The sequence below is a fragment of the Campylobacter concisus genome, assembly GCF_902460705.1.
Lineage (GTDB): Bacteria > Campylobacterota > Campylobacteria > Campylobacterales > Campylobacteraceae > Campylobacter_A > Campylobacter_A concisus_Z.
The window spans coordinates 311081-336128 of the sequence record NZ_CABPUP010000001.1 but is presented as its reverse complement, the minus strand read 5'-3'; the positions used below and the strand labels follow the sequence as shown (position 1 = coordinate 336128).

Sequence of the window (25048 nt, the reverse complement as noted above, 5' to 3'; positions counted from 1 at the left end):
TGACCCGCACTGCAAAAATGCCGATTTTCTGTCAAATTTAAAGCCGAACCAACAATTATAAACAGAATATTTTTAGCTTGCCGTATGAAATTTAGGCTCTTGTTTTATTTGTCAAATTTGTCTCGTTTTCGTCCCTTTGGTTTATCAAGTTTTTATGCGAATTTAAGTAAAATCAACCAAAATTTTTTAAAGGCTAAAAATGGACAAAACTACTGTAGAAGCGCACAAAATCAGCGATCAAGAGTATGAGGAGATCCTAAAGATCCTAGGCAGAGAGCCAAATTTGCTTGAGCTTGGCATATTTTCAGCGATGTGGAGCGAGCACTGCAGCTATAAATCAAGTAAAAAATACCTAAATGGCTTTCCGACAAAAGCTCCTTGGGTCATACAAGGGCCTGGTGAAAATGCCGGCGTCATCGACGTTGGTGACGGGATCGCAGCTGTGTTTAAGATGGAGAGTCACAACCATCCAAGCTTTATCGAGCCGTTTCAGGGCGCTGCAACTGGAGTTGGTGGAATTTTAAGAGACGTCTTTACGATGGGCGCAAGAGTTGTTGCGAACATGAATTCACTTCGTTTTGGTGAGATAAGAGGCGAGAACGAGCTAGCGAAAAAACATAGATATTTGCTAAAAGGAAGCGTGGCTGGTATCGGACACTACGGCAACTGCATGGGTATCCCAACAGTTGGCGGCGAAACTACGTTCGATCCTAGCTTTAATGGCAATATCCTAATTAATGCCTTTGCACTTGGCCTTTGTAAGAGTGATGAAATTTTCTACGGCAAAGCTGAAGGTGTTGGTAATCCAGTGATCTACGTGGGCTCAAAGACCGGCAGAGACGGCCTTGGCGGCGCTGTTATGGCGAGCGATAGCTTTAACGACGAGAACAAATCACTTCGTCCAACGGTGCAAGTGGGCGATCCGTTTGCTGAAAAGCTGCTTATGGAAGCTTGCTTGGAGCTCTTTAAAAAAGACTACATCATCGGCATCCAAGATATGGGTGCAGCAGGACTAACAAGCTCTAGCTTTGAGATGGCAGGCAGAAGCGGCAGTGGTATGAAGATGTATCTAGACCGCGTGCCAATGCGAGAAACTGGCATGACCCCTTATGAGCTAATGCTAAGCGAATCCCAAGAGCGCATGCTAATATGCGCCAAAAAAGGCTATGAGCAAAAGGTGCTTGAAATTTTTAGAAAGTGGGACCTTGACGCTGAAATCATCGGCGAGGTCACAAGTAGCGGCGTGATGCAGCTTTATTGGCATAATGAGCTTGCAGGTGAAATTCCTATCGGACCACTTAGCGAGGCAGCTCCAGTGCTTGATCGCCCAGTTGCACGTCCAAAATACCTTGATGAGATAGCAAATTTAAAAATTCCAAATAATATTGATAACAAAACTGCATTTTTTAAGCTTTTAAAAGAGCCAGAAGTGCTGAATAAAAGCTTTATCTACGATCAATACGACGCAAATATTCAGACAAATACTATAAAACAGCCTGGCCACTTAGGTGCTGCAAGTATCAGAGTAAAAGGCACTAAAAAGGCCGTCTCTATGGCCGCGCAGTGCGATCCTAGAGCAAATTTCGTTGATCCAAAAATTGGTGCTGCAAGAGCCGTCGCTGCAGCTGGTAGAAAAGTAGCGATGAGCGGTGCTGTGCCACTTGCGATCACCGACTGCCTAAACTACGGCAACCCACAAAATCCAGAGGTGATGTGGCAGTTTAAAGAGGGATGTGAAGGCATAAAAGAGGCTTGCCGTGAGCTAAATACGCCGGTCGTTAGCGGCAACGTGAGCCTTTATAACGACACAGATGGCATAAGCGTCTATCCAACGCCAGCCATCGTCACAGTTGGCGTAAATGAAGATGTGAACTTAAATCTAAAAAGCACATTTTTAAGCGAGGGCAGGGCGATTTACCTTCTTGGTGAGACAAGTGGAGAATTTGCTGCATCACTTTACGCAAAGGCGCTATTTGATGTAGTCGGCGGCAAGTTAAAAGAGGTTGATTATAAAGCTGAGCGAGCTCTTTGGGACCTAGTGACCTGGGCAAATAAAGAGCAAATTTTAGAGTTTGCAAATAGCATAGGCGTAGGCGGTCTTGCTATTACGCTAGCAAAAATGGCTAGTATCTCAAATATCGGCGTAAACTGCGAGGCTAAATTAAAAGAGTCAAATTTCATCTTTGATGAAAGCTTTTCAAGAGCAGTTGTTGGCGTGAAAGATGAGGCTAAATTTGAAGCGCTTGCTGCTAAATTTGGTGTGAAATTTGAAAAGATCGGCGTTAGTGGCGGCAGAAGATTTAAACTAAATGATATTGATGAGAACATGGACGAGATAAGAGAAATTTATCTAAATGAGTTTGTAAAAATCGTTAGAAAAGAGGATTAAAAAATGGCTTTGAAAAAGGGCAAGGTCGCTGAGGCTGAAAATGAGCAAAAGGAAGCAGAACAAGTTGAAAAACGAGGCGTAGCAAAGCCGCCAGTACTTTTTAGTAAGACACAAAATTTAATAAAATCAATCGAAAAAAGACTAAACGCTACTTTGATAACTTACTATAATTCAAACGCTGGTAGTGTTTGCGGCAACGACGCAAGTGCTATGTATGAAATTTTAAAGGGTAAAAAGATAGATACTGCTTATCTTTTTATAAAAAGTGACGGCGGAAGTGGTATTGCCGCTCTTAGGATCATCACTACGCTTAGAAATTACTGCAAAAATTTAATAGCTCTAATACCTGCAAACTGCGCCTCGGCTGCTACTATGATGGCACTTGGGGCAAATGAGATCGTCATGGGCCCACTTGCCTATCTAACGCCTGTCGATACCTCGCTCAAACACGAGCTTAGTCCGACAAACAAAGGTAATGAGCTTGTGAGCGTTTCGATGGATGAACTAAGTCGCGTGGTCAAGCTTTGGAAAGAGCAAGATAAAGATAGGCCAAACGACACAAACCCTTATAACTCACTTTATGAGTATATCCATCCGCTAGTATTTGGTGCGGTTGATCGTGCTAGCTCGCTATCTCTTAAAATTTGTACCGAGCTTCTTAGGTATCACATTGAGGATGATAAAAAGATCGCAGAAATTTCTGAAAGACTAAATGGCGACTACCCAGCTCATGAATATCCAATCCTCTTTAGGGAGGCGCACGAGATCGGCCTTCATGTAAAAAAGATGGATGATGATCTAAATGAAATGCTTCAAGAGTTAACGCTACTTTACTCTGAGATGGGACAGCGAGCTTTTACTGACTATGATGAAAATAGCTACCACGATAACAATATCGCAAATATCATTGAAACAAATGGCAAGCAAATTTACTATCAGATAGACAAGGACTGGTTTTATCGTCCTGAAGAGCGTCGCTGGAACGTGATGAATGACGAGAGCTCTTGGCGTAAAAACGAGCTAGTAAATGGCAAAATAAAAAATACTATCTATCACTTGTGGTAACATGTCTGGTATCTTATTTTTATTGATACTAGGCGGTGCTATATTTTTGCTGCTAAAGGTACAGTTAAGCAATAACCGCAGAAAACAAGCAAACGTAAATGAGGCTAAATTTTTAGTCTCACTCTTGGCAAAAGTGGCTAAAAGCGACGGTAGAGTAGGCGAATTAGAAGCTAGGCTTATTAGTCAGGTGCTTGATGATCTAAGTAAAAAAGTTAGTGGCGTTAGCGGTGTGCGTGAGTATCTAAAAGATGTCTATAACAGTCAAAAAGAAAATGTAGATAACGCCTACGAAACCGCCAGAAACTATAAGCGTGCGTTTAATCTAAACTACGATATTTGTGTCGCCAGACTCACATTTTTTCTAAATTTAGCCTATATTGATGGTGAGTTTAATGCAAGTGAGCAAGCCGTCATTCGAAATATCGCTTATGGATTTGGCATTGACAAAGATACACTTGATGAGATCATCTTAAAATTTGATAATTTTTATAGTTCAAGATTTAAGACAAATTCTAATACCGGTATAGAAAAAAATGATCCATTTGAGGTTTTAGGACTTAGCAAGAGTGCAAATTTTGATGAGGTAAAGCTTCGTTATAAAGAGCTTGTTAGGCAGTATCATCCTGACATCTTGATGGGTAGAGGCGAGAGCAAGGAAGTGATAGAAAGCTCGACCAAAAAGCTTCAAGAGATAAATGAGGCTTATGGGCGATTAAAAGAGAAATTTGGAGTTTAGATGAAGAAATTTATTATTTTGCTGCTAGCGGTGGCTGGCTTTTGTAATGATTTTAAAGTGATAAATGTCGATGGAAAAGAGATAAAATTTAAGCTTACACAAAGCGAGCTTTATCAAGATCAAAGGTTGGTTATCAGCAACTACGATGTTAAAGATAGCAATGTGAGCATAATATTTGTCGATAAAGATGGCAACAAGAGCGATATTATGTCAGTTCAAGTAAAAAAATTAAATGAAATTAGTGAGTATATCTTTTCGTATGATCGCGGCATAAAGGTGATGAAATTTAGCTCGAAAAAGCCGATATGCGAGGCGCTTGAGAAAGAGGAACCTGTAAATTTAAGCGTATTAGATGCGAGATATTTTGATGGCAATCAAATTTCAAGCTATGCCTTTAGTGTTGATATTGCTGGTCAAAAGCGTGAAAACTTTGTAGAGAGAAAAGACTATTATATAGATGCAGCTGCAAATGTTATGGTTACGCTAGAAGCCTTATCGATAAAGAATATCGCAAAGGATATAAAAATGGGGCAGCTTCTGCTAGTAAAAGGTATGTGTTTAACAAAAAGATAAAAAATTTAATAAAGGAGAAAAAATGAGAGCATTGCTTAGCGTTAGCGATAAAGAGGGCATTGTAGAGTTTGCAAAGGGGCTAGAAGAGCTTGGCTGGCAGATACTTTCAACTGGCGGTACATTTAAGCTTTTAAAGGAAAATGGCATAAAAGCTACTGAAGTTAGCGAATTTACGGCTTCACCTGAGATGTTTGAGGGCAGGGTAAAGACGCTTCATCCAAAGATACATGGCGGTATTTTACATAAGCGTGACGATGCTACACATGTGGCTCAGGCAAAAGAGCATGGCATCGAGGGCATTGACCTAGTTTGCGTAAATTTATATCCATTTAAAGAGACTACGATTAGGACTGATGACTTTGCTGAGATCATCGAAAATATCGACATCGGCGGCCCAGCCATGGTAAGGAGTGCTGCTAAAAACTTTAAAGACGTGCTCATCGTCACAAACGTGCTTGACTACGATGAAATTTTAAAGCGCCTAAGAGAGAAAAGCGATGATTTTGAGTTTAGAAGATCGCTGATGATAAAGGCATTCGAGCACACAGCAGCTTATGATAGCATGATCGCAAACTATATGAATGATAGATTTAATGGCGGTTTTGGCGATGCTAGATTTATCGTGGGAAGCAAGGTTTTTGATACAAGATACGGAGAAAATCCACACCAAAAAGGGGCGCTTTATGAGTTTGATTATTTCTTTACAAATAACTTTAGAGCCTTAAAAGGCGAGGCAAGTTTCAATAATATGACCGATATAAACGGCGCATTGATGCTTGCAACTAGCTTTGATGATGCTCCAGCAGTGGCTATCATCAAGCATGCTAACCCTTGCGGCTTTGCGGTAAAAGATACATTGCTTGAGAGCTACGAGGCTGCGCTTAAATGCGATCCGATCTCAGCTTACGGCGGTGTAGTCGCGATAAATGGCACACTTGATGAGAAGCTAGCAAAAAAGATAAATGAAATTTACGTTGAGGTAATAATAGCTGCAAATGTCGATGATGCTGCGCTTAAAGTATTTGAGAGTAAAAAACGCATCAAAATTTTCACTCAAGATAATAAATTTTTAGTACGTTCAGATGATAAATTTGACTTTAAACATATTGATGGTGGCTTTGTATTTCAAGAAAGAGACTTTGTAAAAGACGAAGAGCTTGAAAATATGAAGCAAATGAGCAAAAAACATGCAAGTGGTAACGAGCTAAAAGACGCTCAGATCGCGTGGAAAGTGGCTGCACTAACAAAGAGCAACTGCGTGGTTTATGTAAAAGATGGCGCGATGGTGGCTATTGGTATGGGTATGACTAGCCGTGTGGATGCTGCACGTGCAGCCGTAGCAAAGGCAAAAGAGCTTGAGATCGACCTAAATGGCTGCGTGCTTGCAAGTGAGGCATTCTTTCCATTTAGAGATAGCATCGACATCGCTAGTAAGGTTGGTGTAAAATGCGTCATCGAGCCAGGTGGCAGTATCAGAGATGATGAGGTGATAGAGGCTGCTGACGAGCATGGCATGTCGCTATACTTTACTGGCGTTAGACACTTTTTACACTAAAATTTAGGGGTGCTTGCCCCTTTCTTCACACTTTATAACTTTAATTTTCGTATAATCTTTCAAAAACGAAAGGAGATAGAATGAAAAAGATCTTAAAATTTATCTTAATGGCGGTAGTGTTTTTTGGTCTAAATTTGATGGCAAAAGATGAGCTTATAAAGGAGCAGACGATGGCAGGGCAAAATTTGAAAGAAATTTATCTAGCAGGCGGTTGCTTTTGGGGTATGCAGGGGTATTTTAAAAAGATATTTGGCGTAGTGGATACAAAGGTAGGCTACGCAAATGGCAAGAGCGAAAATACTAGCTACCGCGAGCTTCATGAGAGCGATCATGCTGAGACGCTTTATGTAAAATACGACGAAAATAGAGTCGCTTTGGCTGAAATTTTGGCTCATTTTTTTAGAGTAATCGACCCGACCTCTCTAAATAAACAAGGCAATGACGTCGGTAGGCAGTATAGAAGCGGAATTTACTATGTGAGCGAAAGTGATCTGCCAACGATAGAGAGCTTTATGAAAATAGAGCAAAAGAAATTTAAAGATAAGATCGTGGTTGAGGTGGCGCCACTTAAAAATTTCGTCTTAGGTGAGGAGTATCATCAAGATTATCTTGATAAAAATCCTTTTGGATATTGTCACATCGATCTAGGTTTAGCCGATAAACCGCTTTACGATGAAGCGAAATTTAAGCCGCTTAGTAAAGATGAGCTAAAGAAAAATTTAAGTAGCGAGCAGTATGCCGTGACGCAAGAAGCAGCGACTGAGAGGCCATTTAGCAGTGAGTATGATAAATTTGATCAAAAAGGCATTTATGTAGATATAACGAGCGGAAAGCCACTTTTCTCAAGTGCAGATAAATTTGATGCAGGATGTGGCTGGCCAAGCTTTACAAAGCCTATCACAACAACAGCTCTTTCATATAAAGAAGACAACTCTTTTATGATGAAAAGGGTCGAAGTTAAGTCTCAAAATAGCGATGCGCACCTTGGGCATGTTTTTGATGATGGTCCAAGCGATAAGGGCGGGCTAAGATATTGCATAAACGGTGCGAGCCTTAAATTTATACCGCTTGAAGATATGGCTAGGCTTGGATATGAGGAATTTATACCTTACGTAAAATAGCTTTTGTTGAAGCAAATCAATAGTTTAAAAAGTTTAATCAGAGTATAATTCTCCAAAATTAAAAGGAGAAAAAATGAGTGTTTTTTTCAAAAATGCGGAGCAGTTTAATGTCGATGGTGCAACCGTGCCATTTTATAAATTTAATGAAAATGGTGTAAATTTTGTTGGCTTTGACTCACGTCCTTGCGTGCCGCCAGAGCCAATGGTCAATGCATTAATCGCTATTAAATTTGCTGATAAAAACACAAAAATTATGATGCTAAATCATAAATTTCCAGCTGGTCTTATACCAAAGATAGATAAGAGCTTTGACATAGAGCGTGAAGATATAGATGGTGGGGCTGTAAAGATGATTTTTAGCCTAAAAGACGGCGCAAACATAGAAGACGTAGATACGAGTCTTTGTCACTAAGATGCTTTTAAATACTTATGCGCCACCATTTAAGTTAGTCGGTGGATATTTTATTGCTGGAATTTTGTTTTTGGCATTAAGTGTGCCGGTATTCTTTTATGCAGATTTTGATGCGATTAGCTCACTAAACACAGCTGGTTTTTTGCATATATTTTTTGTTGGCTTTGTTATGAGCATTATCATCGGAGCGCTCTATCAGCTAACCTCAGTCATTTTAGAAAAGCCATTTTTTACCGCAAAAGGTGCTATTTCAAATTTGGCTATTTTTTGTCTATCATTGCTGGGCATGTGCTACGGGATGTTATTTTCTGAGGCTAAAATTTTACAAATTAGTGGAGTTTTGCTTTTTTGCTCACTTGCCTTTTTTGCTACGACTTATGCACTAAGCTTTATGGATAATGAAAAAAAGAGCTTTGCGGCCTTTGCACTTTTTGTTTCAGCTATCTTTTTGCTAATTGGAATAACGCTTGGTTTTTGCTTGCTTATGATACTTAGTGGCACGCTGATGCTTGATTTTGAGATGACACTAAAATTTCACGTTTATTTTGTGCTGGGATTTGTATTTCTTGTGATACTTGGAGCTGCTAGCGTACTCCTACCTATGTTTGCGCTAGCTCACGATCTAAAATTTACACTTAGTAAAGCCTCACTAGCATGCTATATTTTGGGTGGTATCTTACTAGCTTTTAATGAAAATTTATCTATTTTGTCAATATGCGTGGCAGCTTTACTTTTTATAGCTCAAGCACTTTATATTTTAAAAAAGCGTGTTAGAAAGGCGTATGATTACTGGAATGTAAATATCGTACTTTCATTGGTGGCTTTGCTTGGTACTGCTATTTTTATAGCCTTAGGCAAATTAAATTTAGCTGCATATTTTTTAATATATGGCTTTTTATTTGCTTTTATAGTAGCCCATCTTTACAAGATTGCACCATTTCTCATATGGTATCACTACGTAGCACCTTTTGTCGGAAAGGTAAAAGTGCCACTTCTTGATGCTATGATACTAAAAAAGATAGCTTATTTTGGTATAGCTTTTAATGCTATCTCGCTTCTTTGCTATCTTCTCTCAACTTGCTTTGAACTAGAAATTTTAGTACATGTAGGTATTATTTTTATAGCTCTTAGTATAGTTTTGCTATCAATCAATATAATAAATATTTTTAGATTTACTGGTTTTAAAGGATAAAAAATGAAAGAAAAAATTTATAACGCACTGTCAAATATCGTTGATCCAGAAGTTGGCTTTGATATCGTTTCGCTCGGACTTATATATGATGCGAGCTGCGATGAGAATGGCAAAGCAAAAGTTACTATGACGCTTTCAACTAAATCTTGCCCACTGCACGAAATGATACTTGGCTGGGTAGAAACAGCCGTGCTTAATATAGAAGGTGTCAAAGAGTGCGAGATCGACCTTGTTTGGGAGCCTGAGTGGAATATACAAATGGCAAGTGATTTTGTAAAAGCACAACTTGGAGTTTAATTTTTAAGTTTTTAGATTTGAAAGTTTGTAAATTTTTATAAGCTAGAGAGCAAAAGCTCTCTAGAAATTTTAAGGAGTTTGTTTTTTTATTAGTCCATTTGATGGCGCATAAATGATGGCACATCAAGTTGCGACATATAGTCTTCGTCATATCCACCACTAACTTTTTTAAGTCTTAATATACGCTCTTTTTTTATGATATCGTTTGCATTAGAAGTTTGTACTTCATCTTTTTTCTCAGCTTCTTTTTGTGAGCTTTGAAAACCTGTGGCTATTATTGTAACTTCAACTTTATTATCTTCTATTTTGTCATCAGTTGTTGTACCAAATATAATTTCAGCATCTTCATCCGCTGCCTCATGAATAATACTCATCGCATTATTGATATCAGCTAGTGGGCAACTAGGGCTTATTCTAAAATGAACTAAAATACCAAATGCACCATTTATTGTCATGTTATCAAGAAGTGGTGATTGTATAGCATTTTTTATAGCTTCTTGCGCTGCATCCTCGCCACTTGCTTCGCCAACACCCATTAAAGCTAGTCCTCTATGGCTCATAATCGTTCTAACATCTGCAAAGTCTAGATTTATGTCGCTTTTTCCTGAGTCAAGTACGATCGTACTCATACCATTGACGGCTCTTGCAAGTACTTCATCAACCATTTCAAAGCTTTCTTTTATGCCAGCATTTTTATCAATTAATGTTAGGAGTTTATCGTTTGGAATGACAACAATAGAATCGCTTTCTTTCCTGAGCTCTTCAAGGCCACAATCAGCCAATTTTCTACGTTTTTTTCCTTCAAACATAAAAGGCATAGTAACAACTGCAACTGTTAGTGCACCAATATCTTTTGCAGCTTGAGCAACTACTGGAGCTGCACCTGTACCAGTTCCACCACCAAGTCCTGTACCGATAAAAACTATATCTGATGTCTCAAGTGCACTTTTTACTTCATCGTAGCTCTCTTCAGCAGCAGCTTTTCCTATTTCAGGTCTCATGCCTGCACCTAGACCTTTTGTCGTCTTTTCTCCAAGCTGTATTTTTGTATGTGCAAGAGAATTTTCAAGAGCCTTAGCATCTGTATTAGCAACAATAAGATCTATATTTAAATTTGGATTAACTCTTATTATATGGTTGACCATATTGCCACCACCTCCACCTACACCTACGACCTTTATCTTTGCACCATAGATGCTTTTATTTTCTTCTACTGTGAAGCTACTCATTTTTGAAATTCTCCTTAAAATAATTGTGTAATACTATACCAAAATTTTGCAAAAGCATTTGGCTTTTTTTCTTGTTTGCTAATATCTGCAATATTGGCAAGTTCTTCTTTGCTTTTTGATTTATTTGCTACCTCTAATTCAAAATCTTTATCAGAAAAACTATCCTCTTTTTCATTTGGATCCTGCGTCTCTTGTCCAAAATTTTGTACATTTTCCTCTTCTGCAAAAACATTTCTAAAATTTGCTTTCGGTTTTGAGGCTATTTCCCCTTGGTATCTCATTTTTTTCTCAGAATCAATCTCGTATGGGCTAAAGTTGCCAGCACCATACAAACAAAGCCCTATAGCACAAGAATTTGCTGGATCTCTTAAAATTTCAAATAATCCATCCATTTCTTTTGGTTTTGCTATACGAACTGGCATTTTGTCAAATATTGCGGATGCAAGATCTCTAATGCCTTCTAACTTAGTCATACCGCCAGTAAGTATTATTCCAGCACCAATGCTATCTTTATAGCCGCTATCTTCTAGCATCTTAGCAAGTACCATAAGGGTTTCTTCTGCTCTGGCATATATAACATTTGATATTATGTCTAGTGAAACTTCGTGGCTTTTTGTTTCATCTCCAAGGATCGGGAGCTCTATTAGATCAACTGACTTATTTATTAAAGCGCCATAACCTAATTTTATCTCTTCTGCCTTTGGAAGAGGTGTATGCAGAGCCATAGAAAGATCATTTGTAATGTTTGCTGAGCCAACAGGTAAAAATTCATTGTATCTTATAGAATTTCCAGAATGTACCACAAGATTACAAGTCGCACCACCCATATCAACAAGTGCGGCACCAAGTTCTTTCTCATCTTTTGTTAATGTTGCTATCGCAGAAGCATATCCTGAAAGTACTATATTATCTAGTTGAACACCTGCTAAATTTACGGCTTTTCTTAGGTTGCTAATAGATGACTTTTGTACTGTAACAATATGTGTTTGAACTTCTAGCCTACTACCGTTCATACCTATTGGATCTTCAATATGTTCTTGTCCATCTACTTTAAAATTATAAGGAAGAACATGTAGTTTTTCATACTCATGAGGTATATCAGCAGTATGATCGGCCATTTGCATAGCACGCTCGATCTCTTTTATACCTATTTCATGATTTGGTATATTCACTACACCACTACTGTCAACGCTTTTTGTATACGCACCAGAAATAGAAACTATAACTTTTTCATAGCGTGTTCCTGCAACTCTTTGTGCTTCTATTAATGCATTTTTTATTGACTTTGCAGCTTGCTCTATATTAGTTATAACACCTTTTCTTATTCCCTGCGTTTTTTCAGTTCCAATTCCAATTATCTTAATACCATTTTCATCATGTTGTGCTATTACTGCACAAATCTGGAAAGAGCCGATATCTATACCTAAAATTTTTGTACTCAAGATAAATTACCTTTTGATATATTCTTTAATTTCATAGTATTTTTTAAGTTTGTTTGTTAAATCTTTTATTAACTCATTATTTTTAAGCATTGTAACGTTTTGCTGTGTTATTTGCTTATAGTTATTATCTATATTATCTACAAGCAACCTTTGTTCCAAAATATCGTATATAACGGCCTTATCTTCTAATATAACATAATCTTTTTTGTTGTTAGTTTCAAAAAGTTGAGAAACAAAAGCTCTAGTTTCGCTTTCATTTAGTCCTGAGATAGAGCTATTTATATCTCTACTAATAAAGCCTATATCAGTTCCTTTGAAATTTTGTAAAGACTCTTTCGCTATGGTTGTTAAGTTTTCTTTTTTCTTTTTATCTTTGTAAATTTCAAGTACCATTGCTCTTGCTTGTTCAAAACTCATAGGCTGTGGAGGAGTTATGCTTTTTACTCTAACTATTAAATATCCATCTTTATATGTAAATGGTTTTATAACCTCACCAACTTTTGCACCTTTTATTTCATCAAGCGAGAATGTTGCATTATCTTCATTTATACTAATAAATTCATTTGTTGCAAGCTCAGCTTTTTTTATAGAGGTATATTTTTTTAAAGCATCAGTCTTGCTTTTCTCGATATTGTAGTCTTTAATAACTTCAGTCTTTACTTCGTCAAATGATTTGATTTTATCATCAGAGCCTTTATATCTCTCCTTGTTTTCGTTGTAGTAGTCACTCAAAGTAGTTTGATTTACATCATTTTTGTTTGACTCTATAAAGTATGTTTCAAGACCGTATATAGTCTTTGTCATATAGTTGTTTTTATTTGTTTCCCAAAGATCCTTTAGCTCTTTTTCATCTATTTTTATATCACTTTGATTAGCATTTATTATCTGTATTGCTAATTTGTCTTGCATAAAAAAGCTTGCTTCCATCATTGCAATGTCTTCTTTGTTGGCTGGTAAATTTAAAATAGTTCTAAGTTTATCAAGTAGTATTGTTAGTTTTAAATTTTCTTCAAAATCAGTTGGATTTATTCTAGCTCTTCTTAAAATATCGTAGTATAAATTTTTATCAAAAGCACCATCTTTTTGAAATGTTTGATCAGCGATTATATATTTTAAAATATCATCTTTACTAACACTAAGACCTATATCGTCTGCGAAATTTAATAGTAAATTTTCTTGAATTGTAGCCTGAAGCGCAGCATTTTGTAAGCCTAACTCATTAGCCTTTTCTTGCGTTAATTTGCCATCGAAAAGATTATTGTAGTATTGATATAAATTATCGTATTTTTGTTGTAGTTCTTGAATGCTTATATTTCTGTGTCCTACTTTTGCTACTGAAGTGGCTCGATTGCTGTTTAAATCATATGCTCCCCAGCCTACAAAGCCTGCTCCAACAAAGGCTATTGTACTTACCCAAATGGTAACAACTAGGTATTTTTTATGTTTTTGCATCCAAGACAACATTAAATTTTCCTTTAAAAGACTAACGAAATTTGTATGATATATTATATAAAATTGCCTTAAATAAGCTTAAAATAGGGGCTTTAAAAATATCTTTGTGGAGGATTTCGCTAACAATTTTTTAGTATTGTTAGCAAAATTTTAAATACTATAATCGCTATAACCACTAGTTAAATGAAGCAATTTGCAGCTATTTTCTAGCAAAGCTATCTCTTTTGCAAGAAGCTGAGGGCTTCTACTGTATGCGTAAATGCCATATCCTTTAACGATAATAATGTTTGTGTTTTTTTCTAGCATATATCTATAAATTTCAGTTTCTGCACGTTCATACCAGTCATCATATTGTTTTGGATCATAGACTAAAATTTCATTAAATCTCATATATCCAAAATAATCTTTCGGTACAATTTTTTCATGTTTCATTGCGTAGGCAGTTGCGTATGGTGGCATCGCGTAGCAAACAAATCTTGCCTCATTTATATTTTTATAAATATTTAAGTGTATATCAGCATCAAGACTAGCTTCATTCCAGCGATAGTCTTTTTTTGATGAAAGAAGCGTCAAATCATCATCTTTTAAATTATCAAAAATGGCATTTTGTTTATTGATTATAAATTGATTTTTTTCGACTCTTGCCGAAATTGAGCCATGAAAGACACCAAAAAAATTCTTTCTGAACATAGAAAGTGATATCGTTTTTATCTCATTTATTGAGTGTTCTAGCTCCATTTTTCCTCCTACGTTTAAGCGATTATATTTAAGCTAACTTAAAATTTATGTAAAATTTTGTGTAATGATAGCTTTTTAAGTAAAATTTCGATAAATTTTCCACACTATTTACTATAAAGAGGCAGCGTTGCAAAGTCCACATATCAGTGTTTTACTTGATGAAGTTCTATCTTTTTTTAAAAATTTAAATGGAAATTTTATAGATTGCACGCTTGGATATGCCGGACATTCTAGTGCCATTTTATCTCAAAATGAAAATTTAAATTTAATTGCCTGTGATAGAGATAACGAAGCTATAAATTTTTCACTAAAAAAACTTGAGCCATTTGGTAGTAGGGTTAAAATTTATAAAAGTAACTTCTCTGAATTGACTAGCAAGCTAAGTCAAGAAGAAATTTTAAATGTTAGAGGAATTTTGGCTGACATTGGTGTTAGCTCGCTTCAGATAGATAAAGATGATAGGGGCTTTAGTCTTGGCTCAAGCACGCTTGATATGCGCATGGACAAAGAGCGAAATTTTAGCGCATATGACGTTGTAAATGGATACTCTTTTGACGAGTTGGTTAGAATTTTTAGAGATTATGGCGAGCTAAAAAATGCTGCCGGGATTGCAAACAAGATTATAAATGCTAGAAATTTTGGCAAGATAACGAGTGCAAAAGAGCTTGCAAATTTAATAGGTACAACTCAGATAAAAGGGCGCGGAGTTAGCCCTGCGATACTTGCCTTTCAAGCCATCAGGATAGAGGTAAATGGTGAGCTAGATGAGCTAACAAATTTACTTGATAGTATAGAAAAATGTGGGTTTAAAGATTGTCTTGTGGCGATTATTACATTTCACTCGCTTGAAGATAGGATCGTAAAAGAGCGTTTTAAAAAATGGGCAAATAGCTGTATCTGCCTACCTGGCATCTACCGATGTGAGTGCGGAAATAACCACGAATTAGGAGAAATTTTAACCAAAAAGCCACTAACAGCAAGCCAAAATGAGCTAAAGATAAACTCACGAAGCAAGAGCGCAAAACTGCGGGTTTTTAAGATAAAGGGATAAAGATGCAAGAAAAAGAAGAGCTACTAACGCTTCACGACGAGGAGCAAAAACGTGAGGTAAATTTAAGCTTTAAGACATTAGTGATGGTCTATTTAGCTGTTTTTATAGCTCTAGCTATATTTTTGCCAAAAATTTACATAGCAAATCAAATTTATTATATAAGTAGAGATATAGCGGACATTAGCGGTAAGCGGGATATGCTTTTAGAGGAAAATAGAGCTCTTAATATAAAGCTTGAAAATTTACGTTATAAAAATCAAATTTTAAATAATATGCAAGAGCGTCAATGGAAATAACGAAACATTTAAAGTTTTTTAAATTTTGGCGATTCAATTATATTGGCAAATAATATAGCCATTTTGTATATAACTGCGTAAAAATAAAATCAGCTCAATAAACAAAGCTTATTTTTAACTTGCTAATTGCTTTCTTTTTGAGAGATTAGCTTTTCATATATATATTGTTCTAAATCTTTTTTTGATATGTCATTTTTTATAGCAGTATTATAAATTTCTTCGACCTTGCTTGAGTATTTTTCATAGCTAAAATAAGGAAAATGCACACTCCAAGCTTTTTTGATAAGATCGTGGCTTATCTCTCTTCTTGCCCAAACTTTAAACATATCAAAGCCAATGAAAACGGCCGAAGTGACGACAGCAGTCGCTATTATCGATATATGCGCGTCAGTTTTTGCTAAAAAATGATGCGTGATGATTAACAATGGAAATAAAATGACAAAACAGATAAGTGCGTAAATCTGATAGAGCTTGATGTGGTTAAATCTAAAATTTAGCTTTGCTCCATCTATTAGCATACCTTCGTTAAAAAGGGCATTCGCTTCAAGTAGATCCCTAAATAAAACTGGCTGTTTTGAAACAAAAAAAACGTTTTTTATGATTCTATCTTTTAAAGTTTCTTGCATTTTTTATAGACTTTTTACCTTTGAAATTTTGGCTCATTATATCTAAGAATCTATAAATTCAAACAAAATTAGATACAATTTGCCCAAAATTTAAGGAGCTAAAAATGGCAGATCAAGCTTTACAAACCGTCTTTTTAAATGGAGAATTTTTGCAAAAAGACGAGGCAAAAGTTAGTGCTTTTGATAGAGGATTTATATTTGGCGATGGAATTTATGAGGTTGTGCCTGTAATAAATTCAAAAATGGTTGATAAAGATGGATTTTGGGCGAGATTTAAAAGAAGCTTAAATGAAATAGATATAAGTTTGCCCTACGAAAAGGAAAAATTTGAAGCGATCTTAAATGAGATAATCACTAAAAATGGCCTAAAAGAAGGCGGAATTTACATGCAAGTAACAAGAGGCGTGGCGTTTAGAAATTTCTATTTTATAGAAAATTTAACACCAAGCGTCTTTATCTTTTGCTACGAGAGTGAAATTTTAAACAATCCTGCTGCAAAAACTGGCATAAAAGTCGTGAGTGTCGAGGATATCAGGTGGAAAAGGCGTGATATCAAGTCTATCTCACTTCTGGCTCAGTGCTACGCTAAAAATGAAGCTCATAAAAAAGGTACAGATGAGGGCTTTATGGTGGAAAATGGCTTTGTGACAGAGGGCTGTAGCTCAAGTGCTTTTATTATCAAGGATAAAACACTCATAACCAAACCACTTTCAAATGAAATTTTGCCAGGCATTCGCCGTATGAGACTTTTAAAGATCGCCAAAGATATTGGCCTTAAGATAGAGGAGCGAAAATTTAGCATGGATGAAGTTTATAGTGCTGATGAAGTCTTTATCTCGGCTGCTACGCTCATACTTTTGCCAGTCGTTTATGCTGATGGCAAGGCGATAAATGGTGCAAAAGTAGGAGAAATTTCAAGCAAACTTCGTGAAATTTATGCTGGTGAACTTTTAAAAGAAGCCGGGCTTTGAGAGAAAAAATCTTAATAAGTGCTTGCCTAGCTGGCATAAACTGCAAATTTAACGGTGAAAATAATCTTTTAAATAAAGATGTTTTAGATGAAATTTCAAAGAGATTTCATCTGCTTTTTGTTTGTCCTGAAGTTTACGGTGGACTTAGCACGCCAAGGGAACCGGCTGAGATGAAAAATGGTGTGGTTGTTTGTAAATTTTCAGGCAAAGATGTGAGTGAAAATTTCAAAAATGGAGCAGAAATTTGCCTAAAGATAGCTAAACTAAATGGCTGCAAAAAGGCTATTTTAAAATCAAAAAGTCCAAGTTGTGGAAGTGGGAAAATTTATGACGGAAGCTTTAGTAAGAGGCTTATTTTAGGCGATGGCATCACAGCAAAACTGCTAAAAGAAAATGAAATTTTAGTTTACAGCGAAGATGAGATAGTAGGGCTTGATGTTTGATAGGCTAAAAGACAACATTATACTTGAGGTGATTTTTAAGTACATCATCTTGTTGCTGCTTTTTATCTGTGTGATCGGTCTTTTTATGAGCGGCGTTCTTTTCTTGAATGGGGAGATGAGTGAAAATTCGCTGAATTTACACATTTTCTTTGGCTTTAGTTTGGTTGTTTTGACGATCGTTCATAGTTATGTTAAGAAGAAAAAGTTAAAAAAGCTTAGCCTTGAGTTTAAAAATATTTTAAATCACAAGCCAGTGCAGATGGATTGCAACACTACTAGATTTTTAAACGCTCTAAATGATTTAAAAGTGGGCGAGCTTTCAAAGAAATTTGGCTCTGATATTGTAGGAATTTTAAGGTCAAATGACATAAAAGTAAAAAGCGAGAATGAGACTATGAAACAAATTTGTAAAAATAACGATGAAAAGATGTTTTATATTTTTGTTTTGATTGTAGAAGCTATTTTTAAGGATAAGGAAAAAAGTTGAAAAAGGGCATATTTTTAGCATTTAGTGTTGCTTTGTTTTTGGGATGTTCGCAGACCCAGCCAAAGCCAAGTGTGCAAAATTCTTTACCGGATGAAAATGTATATAAGCCAAATGAACGCATTAGTTTGCTTGATTTTGAAATGAAGCAAGATGCCTCGTCGCTACCGCAAAATATGCAAAGTGCAAGCTTTGACCAAGAAGAAATTTTAAAAAGAAGGTTTAAGGTTTTTACATTAAGGGGCGTAAAATTTAATTCAAACGATGTCTTTTGGGCATTTAATATATATAAGCCAAGTGAGAAGAGAAAGTATTTTGGCTCAAATTTTAGACAGATACCTCAAAGCTGGTTTGACGCACAAAAGGATAATGCAAATTTTTCAGCTCTTTCAAGCATCTCTGCTTATGCTTTAACTTCGGCAAACACAGCTTTAAGAAATTTTCCAACCGATGAGCCGATATTTTTAAACCCGCAAACTCCAGGCGAGGGCTATCCGTTTGATTATCTACAAGAATCAACCCTAAGCATCGCTCATCCACTTTTTGTCTCACATCTTTCTAAAGACAGGGCTTGGGCGTTTGTTAGTGATGATGCGGTTTGGGGCTGGGTAAAGGTCGAGGATATAAAATTTATAAGTGATGATGAGGCAAACGCCTATCAAAAGTCAAGTTTTGTGACTATAAAAACGGATAAAATGCCAGTTTATGACAAGGCCGGAAATTTCTTGTTTTATTCAAGAGTTGGAGCGATACTGCCTGTTTTGGCACAAAATAGTAAAAACTACTACGGTAAAATTTATGTAAGAAATCTCTTGAGAGAATTTGTGTTGCCAAAATCTCTTGGCGCTCTTTTTCCTCTTAAATTTAATGACTCAAATCTAAAAACACTTATTAGCTCCCTTCTTACTCAGCCTTATGGCTGGGGCGGGGTCGATAAGCTAAGGGATTGCTCGCTTTTCACCAAAGATTTGCTAGCAAGTTTTGGCGTGTGGTTGCCCAGAAACTCAAGAGCTCAAGCAAATATGGGACAAAAATTTGATCTAAAAGGACTTAGTAACGCCGCTAAGACAAAAGAGATAAAAGAAAAAGGTGTGCCATATCTTACGCTTGTGCATCTGCCAGGACATATCATGCTTTATGCCGGATACAAGGGCGATGATATATATGTGGTGCATGATGCTTGGGGGTTAAAAACCGAAAATAACGGCAGGGCATTAATCGGTGCTACGGCAGTAACTACGTTAAATATCGGACAAAGCAGAAGCGATATACAAAACTCAAATTTGCTCATTTCAAAGGTCGATTCTATAAATGTGATAAAGCCTGAAAATGTAATAAGCGATAAAGCTAGAAAAATTTCAGCTTTACAAAGGGCTTATGATGTTAAGGTTGAGGATAATCTGGTCAAATTTGGTGATGGAACAATATTTGTCTATGATGACTTTAAACAAAAAGATGATGAGTGTAGTATTGGTGCTGATATAGAGGATATGAATGCGCTTGATTACGCCGCATTTTCGCCGCTTAGCACCGCACTAAGCGATGCTGGTAGATGTAGAAATTATGAATTTTTAGGCAAAATTTATGGCTCAAGCGAGAGTGAGGTAAAAGCAAATTTGGTAGATGTTGTTTGGCTAAAAGATAGCCTTGCTCTAAAGCTACCATTTAGCTCTAAAAATGGAGCCGCGGCTGCTTTGCAAGACGTAAGCAATGAGCTAAACGATATGGTTAAAAGTGATGCTAGTTTGCTTGAGTATTTAAAAAATCCAGGTGGAACATTTAAGTGGCGAGTGATTGCTGGCACAAACCGCTTGAGTTCGCACAGCTACGGTATCGCGATCGATATAAATGTGAAAAAGAGCCACTATTGGCAGTGGAGCAATGGCTACCAAAACCTCATCCCTGAAAAGATAGTGCGTGTTTTTGAAAAACATAAATTTATCTGGGGCGGACGCTGGAAGCACTTTGATACGATGCACTTTGAATATCGCCCAGAGATGTTTGAGTAGATGCTAGAACAAATTTTAGAAATTTTATCTCGCTCAAACGTCTTTTTAACAGGCGGCGGTGGTGTTGGCAAGAGCTATCTAACGGCCTCTGTCATCAGGCACTACAAAGAAAATTTTAAAAACGTCATAATCCTTGGCTCAACTGGTATAAGTGCCGTTAGCCTTGGAGGAGTTAGTTTACATAGCTTTTTTAAATTTGGCTACTGCAAGGACTACGAGGAGCTAAGGCGCTTTGACTATCATCAAAAAGATAAACTAAGCAAGCTAAGAAATATGCTAGATGCTTGTGATTTGCTTGTAATTGATGAAATTTCAATGGTGAGCTCAAGTCTCATGGAGATGATAAGATATCGCCTGCTCACCTCTAAATTTAAAGGCAGGGTGCTTATAGTGGGTGATTTTTATCAGCTTCCACCAGTGCAAAAAGAGCAAAACGAAAATAGGCTTTTTAATTTTTTATACGCTTTTAACTCCAGTGCGTGGGAGGATATGAAATTTACAAATGTCGAGCTGCTCGTCTCAAAACGCACAAATGATCTTAAATTTTATGAGATTCTCTCTAGGCTGCGAGTAGGCGAGCTAGATGATGAAATAATGAGCTATGTAGAGAGTTTAAGAGTGGCCAAGATAGAGCCAGATGATGATACGAGTGTGCTTTTTGGTATAAACGCCGAGGCTGAAATGCTAAATCAAAAAAGGCTTTTAGAACTTGACACACCACTTGAAATTTCAAATTCAGATGTGAGCATTTTGGATGAAAATTTAGATAAAAAAGAGTTTGAAAAGTGGGCAAACACACTAAATATCTCAAGGGATTTGGAGATGAAGATAGGGGCAAAAATCATCTTTACTTCAAATAAATGGGGCGAATATTACAACGGAGAGCAAGGCAAGATCATGCAAATTTTAAAAGAAAATGGTATTATTTCAAGCGTGATCGTGAAAAAAGATAGCGGCGAAATTTGTGAGATAGAAAAAGCTGCTTATACATTTAGTGCGTTAAATTTAAATGAAGATGAGATCGAAGAAAATGTACAAGCCTCGCTCTATCAGTTTCCATTTAAGCTCGCTTACGCTCTAACCATCCATAAATCTCAAGGAATGAGCATAAACTCGCTCATTTGTAATATCAACCATATTTTTGCCAAAGGACAACTCTACGTCGCACTTTCTCGTGCAGTAAGTCCTAAAAATTTAAAACTTTTTTATGATAAAAAAAGTGATTTTAGGCAGCATTTAAGAAAAGTGGTTAAAATTGACGACGAAGTTAAGAAATTTTACCAAGAAAACGTATTTTTACATATTAAGGAGAATTTATGAAAAAGCTATTTTTAAGCCTTGCTTTTTGTGTTTTTGCATTTGCAGACGTGCTAAAAGTAAGAGATTTTCAAACAGATATCTACTCAAAAGCTGGACAAAATTTAACAAAAAAGATAAATATGAACCTTGAGGTTGTCGGACGTGATGTTGAAGAAAATGAAGCGTATGTGCTTGATGCTTTAAACATAATAGTTGGTAGCTTTTACGTGGAAGATATTTTAACCTCAATGGGAAAAGAGAAATTTAAAGAGCTTTTCATAAAATACGCAGTCAAAAAGCACTCGCTTGACATCGATGATGTGCTTATCTTAAATATAAAAGTGATAAATAATCTTGAGCTAAGCGAGATCATAAAAGCGATAAAAAGCCAAAATTTATGCTCCGATCCAAGTGTTAATGAAGAGATTGTAACAAAACCAGAAAAGAAGAAAAAGGGCAATGAGATCATCATCTCGCCAGATCCAAATGATGTAGTTCAAAAGCCTATTGATCTAAATAATGTGCAAGAATTCGGAAAAGACTTCGGAGAGAAGTGAGTAAATTTGACTAAAAGCTAGCCAAATTTATTGATTTACAATGTCATAACCTTGCGGGATAACTGGAGTTAGCGTTTCCTGTGGTATGAGCGCATCTTTTACTGGGTTGCTTAAGGTTATCTTTATTTTATTTGAAAGCTTATCTTTATAGTCAATCGTCGTTGGAAGCGTGTTTTTAATAGTTATAAAGTACTCAACTCCGTCATATATCGCTTTGTAAAGTGTTGGTTGAATTTGCTCTGCGTGAGCTAAAATTTGCGTCAAATTTGGCGTATCATCAAGCTTTGAAATGATGGCTTGCTCAAGCTCGTCTTCAATCACGATCACACGCTCTTTGTTAAAATAAATTCTCTTTGGCGTTGGACTTTCATATATCCAAAGTGCAGTATTGTCGTTTTTTGCGTAAAATCTACCCTTATAATTTATGCTTTTGCCTTCGCTAAAAACAGTTTGAGTAAAGTCACTTTGAAGGCTTTTGAAATTTAAGCCAGCACCAAATGAGCAAACTGCGACGAGAGATGCAACTAGAAATTTTCTCATTTTTTATCCTTTTTTGGCGTATTCTAGCCCAGTTTAATTAAATAAATAGTTAAACTATGCTAATATCCAAAGTTTAAAAATTTAGGAAGGTAAAGTAATGATTTCATCGGTATTTAGAAAGATTTTTGGCACGAAAAACGATAGAGAAGTCAAAAAATATATAAAACGTGTGGCGCAGATAAATACGCTAGAGCCTACTTATGAGAAGATGAGCGATGATGAGCTTAAGATCAAATTTAATGAGCTAAAAGCCCAAGTAGTAGAAGAAAAAGTCACTTTAGATGAAATTTTAAATGATGTTTTTGCGATCGTTAGAGAGGCTAGCAAAAGGGTGCTTAAGATGCGCCATTTTGACGTACAGCTAATAGGCGGCATGGTACTAAACGAGGGCAGGATCGCTGAGATGAAAACGGGCGAGGGTAAGACCTTGGTGGCAACTTTGCCAGTTATATTAAACGCAATGAGCGGCAAGGGCGTGCACGTAGTAACAGTAAACGACTACCTCGCAAAGCGTGACGCTACACAAATGGGCGAGCTTTATAACTTTTTAGGCTTAAGCGTCGATGTGATACTAAGTGGCGGATATGATGATAACGTAAGACAAGCTGCTTATAATGCCGACATAACATACGGCACAAATTCAGAATTTGGCTTTGACTATTTACGTGACAATATGAAATTTGAAGCTGGTCAAAAGGTACAAAGAGGCCATAATTTTGTTATCGTGGACGAGGTCGATAGTATCTTGATAGACGAGGCTAGAACTCCGCTTATAATCTCTGGTCCAACAAACCGCACACTTGATGGCTACATAAGAGCAGATCAGGTCGCAAAACAGCTTACTAGAGGTACTCCAGCTGATCCAAACGTACCAGGCTCAAAGCCAACAGGGGACTTTATAGTCGATGAAAAAAATAGAACGATAATGATCACAGAAGCTGGCATCAGCAAGGCTGAAAAATTATTTGGTGTTGAAAATTTATATAACCTTGAAAATGCCATACTAAGCCACCACTTAGATCAAGCTCTAAAAGCTCACAACCTCTTTGAAAAAGACGTTCATTATGTCGTAAAAGATGGCGAGGTAGTCATTGTTGATGAATTTACTGGACGTCTAAGCGAAGGCAGACGCTTTAGTGAGGGGCTTCACCAAGCACTTGAGGCAAAAGAGGGCGTAAAAATCCAAGAAGAGAGCCAAACTTTAGCCGACACAACATATCAAAACTACTTTAGGATGTATAAAAAGCTTGCAGGTATGACTGGTACGGCTCAGACTGAGGCCACTGAGTTTTCTCAAATTTACAACCTTGAAGTTATCTCGATCCCTACAAACCTGCCAGTTAAGAGGATCGATCAAAACGATCTTATCTATAAAACTCAAAATGAGAAATTTAAAGCAGTTATTGATGAGGTCAAAAAGGCTCACGAAAAGGGTCAGCCAGTACTTGTGGGAACTGCAAGTATCGAGCGCAGCGAAGTACTTCACGAGATGCTTAAAAAAGCTAGCATCCCACACTCTGTGCTAAATGCTAAAAACCACGAAAAAGAGGCCGAGATCATCGCTCAAGCTGGTGTAAAAGGTGCTGTAACTATCGCTACAAACATGGCAGGACGCGGTGTTGACATTAGGATCAATGATGAGGTTAGAAATTTAGGCGGTCTATATATCATCGGCACCGAAAGGCACGAGAGTAGAAGGATAGATAATCAGCTCCGTGGCCGTGCTGGACGTCAGGGCGACCCTGGTATGAGTAGATTTTATCTAAGTCTTGAAGATAATCTTTTAAGAATTTTTGGTAGCGACCGCATAAAGGCGATCATGGATAGGCTTGGTATCGACGAGGGCGAAAGCATCGAGAGTCGAATGGTAACAAGAGCTGTTGAAAATGCCCAAAAGAAAGTTGAGAGCTTACACTTTGAGGCTAGAAAGCACTTGCTTGAGTATGACGATGTGGCAAATGAGCAAAGAAAGACCATCTATAAGTACCGTGACGAGCTACTTGATAAGAGCTACGATATGAGCGAAAAGATTACCCAAAATAGAGTCGAATACGTTACAAATTTACTTGATACGGCTGAAATTTTCCACGGTGGCTTGAAAGATGACTATGACATTAAAAATTTATGCTCTATCATCCTTGCAGATTGTGGCGAAGAGATCGACGAGAGCGAACTAAAAGGGCTAGAGTATAATGAACTAGTAGAGAAAATAGCGCAAATTTTAGAGGTTAGATATAACGAAAAGATGAGCGTGCTAAACGAGGAGCAAAGAAGGGATATAGAGAAAATTTTATACCTTCAGGTGCTTGATAATGCGTGGAGAGAGCACCTTTATCAGATGGATATCCTAAAAACTGGTATCGGCCTTAGAGGGTATAACCAAAAAGATCCATTAGTGGAGTATAAAAAAGAGAGCTACAACCTCTTTATGGAGCTAGTTGGTAGGCTAAAAACTGAGAGCGTTAAGACGCTTCAAGTTGTTAGATTTAAGAGCCGTGAGGAACAAGAAGAGCAAGCTAGGATGATGCTAGAAGCTAGCCAAAATGCTGAAAATGAGCCCCTAAGCTATAA

23 protein-coding genes and 1 pseudogene are annotated in these 25048 nt (G+C 36.9%); 18 read left to right on the top strand and 6 right to left on the bottom strand.

The genetic code is table 11. The annotated features are described in order from the left end of the window. Positions 1-199: 199 nt before the first annotated feature. From purL to F3G75_RS01645, 9 genes are all read left to right on the top strand, one after another. Complete coding sequence (gene purL / locus F3G75_RS01685; RefSeq protein WP_149716324.1) at positions 200-2389, top strand: phosphoribosylformylglycinamidine synthase subunit PurL; 2190 nt, start codon at positions 200-202, stop codon at positions 2387-2389. 3 nt (positions 2390-2392) lie between these two features. Further along, positions 2393-3454, top strand: coding sequence for an SDH family Clp fold serine proteinase (locus tag F3G75_RS01680; RefSeq protein ID WP_085657508.1), 1062 nt, complete (start codon positions 2393-2395; stop codon positions 3452-3454). A gap of 1 nt (position 3455) precedes the next feature. Further along, positions 3456-4190, top strand: coding sequence for a TerB family tellurite resistance protein (locus F3G75_RS01675; protein ID WP_107686493.1), 735 nt, complete (start codon positions 3456-3458; stop codon positions 4188-4190). After that, positions 4191-4763 carry a hypothetical protein gene (locus F3G75_RS01670; protein WP_149716323.1) on the top strand — a complete coding sequence of 191 codons (573 nt, stop codon included), beginning with the start codon at positions 4191-4193 and terminating at the stop codon, positions 4761-4763. Between the two features lie 22 nt (positions 4764-4785). Beyond that, positions 4786-6318, top strand: a complete 1533-nt coding sequence (gene purH, locus F3G75_RS01665) for a bifunctional phosphoribosylaminoimidazolecarboxamide formyltransferase/IMP cyclohydrolase (RefSeq protein ID WP_149716322.1) — start codon at positions 4786-4788, stop codon at positions 6316-6318. Between the two features lie 80 nt (positions 6319-6398). Next, on the top strand, positions 6399-7439 hold the full coding sequence (gene msrB / locus F3G75_RS01660; protein ID WP_149716321.1) for a peptide-methionine (R)-S-oxide reductase MsrB: 1041 nt from the start codon (positions 6399-6401) through the stop codon (positions 7437-7439). A gap of 73 nt (positions 7440-7512) precedes the next feature. Beyond that, positions 7513-7851 (top strand): hypothetical protein, encoded by a 339-nt coding sequence (locus tag F3G75_RS01655; RefSeq protein ID WP_149716320.1) that lies wholly within the window; start codon positions 7513-7515, stop codon positions 7849-7851. Between the two features lies 1 nt (position 7852). Continuing rightward, positions 7853-9043, top strand: a complete 1191-nt coding sequence (locus F3G75_RS01650; protein WP_149716319.1) for a peptidase M50 — start codon at positions 7853-7855, stop codon at positions 9041-9043. Between the two features lie 3 nt (positions 9044-9046). Continuing rightward, complete coding sequence (locus F3G75_RS01645) at positions 9047-9340, top strand: metal-sulfur cluster assembly factor (protein ID WP_149716318.1); 294 nt, start codon at positions 9047-9049, stop codon at positions 9338-9340. A gap of 89 nt (positions 9341-9429) precedes the next feature. On the opposite strand, the gene ftsZ is transcribed toward F3G75_RS01645, so the two are convergent. The 4 genes from ftsZ to F3G75_RS01625 form a co-directional block, all read right to left on the bottom strand. Then, complete coding sequence (ftsZ, locus tag F3G75_RS01640; RefSeq protein ID WP_087584329.1) at positions 9430-10569, bottom strand: cell division protein FtsZ; 1140 nt, start codon at positions 10567-10569, stop codon at positions 9430-9432. Between the two features lie 14 nt (positions 10570-10583). Continuing rightward, positions 10584-12011 carry a cell division protein FtsA gene (gene ftsA, locus F3G75_RS01635; RefSeq protein ID WP_103604400.1) on the bottom strand — a complete coding sequence of 476 codons (1428 nt, stop codon included), beginning with the start codon at positions 12009-12011 and terminating at the stop codon, positions 10584-10586. Between the two features lie 6 nt (positions 12012-12017). Continuing rightward, positions 12018-13475, bottom strand: coding sequence for a peptidylprolyl isomerase (locus tag F3G75_RS01630; protein WP_149716317.1), 1458 nt, complete (start codon positions 13473-13475; stop codon positions 12018-12020). 138 nt (positions 13476-13613) lie between these two features. After that, positions 13614-14201 carry a class II aldolase and adducin N-terminal domain-containing protein gene (locus F3G75_RS01625; protein WP_054196472.1) on the bottom strand — a complete coding sequence of 196 codons (588 nt, stop codon included), beginning with the start codon at positions 14199-14201 and terminating at the stop codon, positions 13614-13616. Between the two features lie 127 nt (positions 14202-14328). Between F3G75_RS01625 and rsmH the strand changes: the two genes are divergently transcribed. Together rsmH and F3G75_RS01615 are read left to right on the top strand one after the other, a co-directional pair. Further along, a complete protein-coding gene (rsmH, locus tag F3G75_RS01620; RefSeq protein WP_149716316.1) occupies positions 14329-15252 on the top strand; it encodes a 16S rRNA (cytosine(1402)-N(4))-methyltransferase RsmH in 924 nt (307 codons plus the stop codon). A 2-nt stretch (positions 15253-15254) separates the two neighbouring features. Continuing rightward, positions 15255-15548 (top strand): hypothetical protein, encoded by a 294-nt coding sequence (locus F3G75_RS01615; RefSeq protein WP_021090986.1) that lies wholly within the window; start codon positions 15255-15257, stop codon positions 15546-15548. A gap of 122 nt (positions 15549-15670) precedes the next feature. On the opposite strand, the gene F3G75_RS01610 is transcribed toward F3G75_RS01615, so the two are convergent. Beyond that, entirely contained in the window at positions 15671-16174 is a 504-nt protein-coding gene (locus tag F3G75_RS01610) for a hypothetical protein (protein ID WP_021090515.1), read from the bottom strand. Between the two features lie 104 nt (positions 16175-16278). Here F3G75_RS01610 and F3G75_RS01605 point away from each other — a divergent pair, with 104 nt between their 5' ends. From F3G75_RS01605 to F3G75_RS01580, 6 genes are read left to right on the top strand one after another with little or no spacing between them, the layout of a single operon-like run. Beyond that, positions 16279-17145, top strand: a complete 867-nt coding sequence (locus tag F3G75_RS01605; protein ID WP_149716315.1) for a D-amino acid aminotransferase — start codon at positions 16279-16281, stop codon at positions 17143-17145. Continuing rightward, the gene (locus tag F3G75_RS01600; protein WP_149716314.1) at positions 17142-17588 is read left to right on the top strand and encodes a 2-thiouracil desulfurase family protein; all 447 of its coding nucleotides are present in this window, start codon (positions 17142-17144) and stop codon (positions 17586-17588) included. Before F3G75_RS01605 ends, F3G75_RS01600 begins: the two co-directional genes overlap by 4 nt. Continuing rightward, positions 17581-18075 (top strand): chemotaxis protein, encoded by a 495-nt coding sequence (locus F3G75_RS01595; RefSeq protein ID WP_149716313.1) that lies wholly within the window; start codon positions 17581-17583, stop codon positions 18073-18075. Before F3G75_RS01600 ends, F3G75_RS01595 begins: the two co-directional genes overlap by 8 nt. Next, positions 18072-20081, top strand: a complete 2010-nt coding sequence (locus tag F3G75_RS01590) for a bifunctional C40 family peptidase/M15 family metallopeptidase (protein WP_149716312.1) — start codon at positions 18072-18074, stop codon at positions 20079-20081. Before F3G75_RS01595 ends, F3G75_RS01590 begins: the two co-directional genes overlap by 4 nt. Next, positions 20082-21401 carry an ATP-dependent DNA helicase gene (locus F3G75_RS01585; protein ID WP_149716311.1) on the top strand — a complete coding sequence of 440 codons (1320 nt, stop codon included), beginning with the start codon at positions 20082-20084 and terminating at the stop codon, positions 21399-21401. Further along, a complete protein-coding gene (locus tag F3G75_RS01580) occupies positions 21398-21937 on the top strand; it encodes a hypothetical protein (RefSeq protein WP_149716310.1) in 540 nt (179 codons plus the stop codon). Before F3G75_RS01585 ends, F3G75_RS01580 begins: the two co-directional genes overlap by 4 nt. A gap of 27 nt (positions 21938-21964) precedes the next feature. Here F3G75_RS01580 and lolA read toward each other — a convergent pair whose 3' ends face one another. Further along, positions 21965-22477 (bottom strand): LolA-like outer membrane lipoprotein chaperone, encoded by a 513-nt coding sequence (lolA, locus tag F3G75_RS01575; RefSeq protein WP_054196481.1) that lies wholly within the window; start codon positions 22475-22477, stop codon positions 21965-21967. Between the two features lie 97 nt (positions 22478-22574). On the opposite strand from lolA, the pseudogene secA reads away from it, so the two are divergent. Then, positions 22575-24971: pseudogene (secA, locus tag F3G75_RS01570) on the top strand (preprotein translocase subunit SecA); the annotation flags it as partial. Positions 24972-25048: the final 77 nt, after the last annotated feature.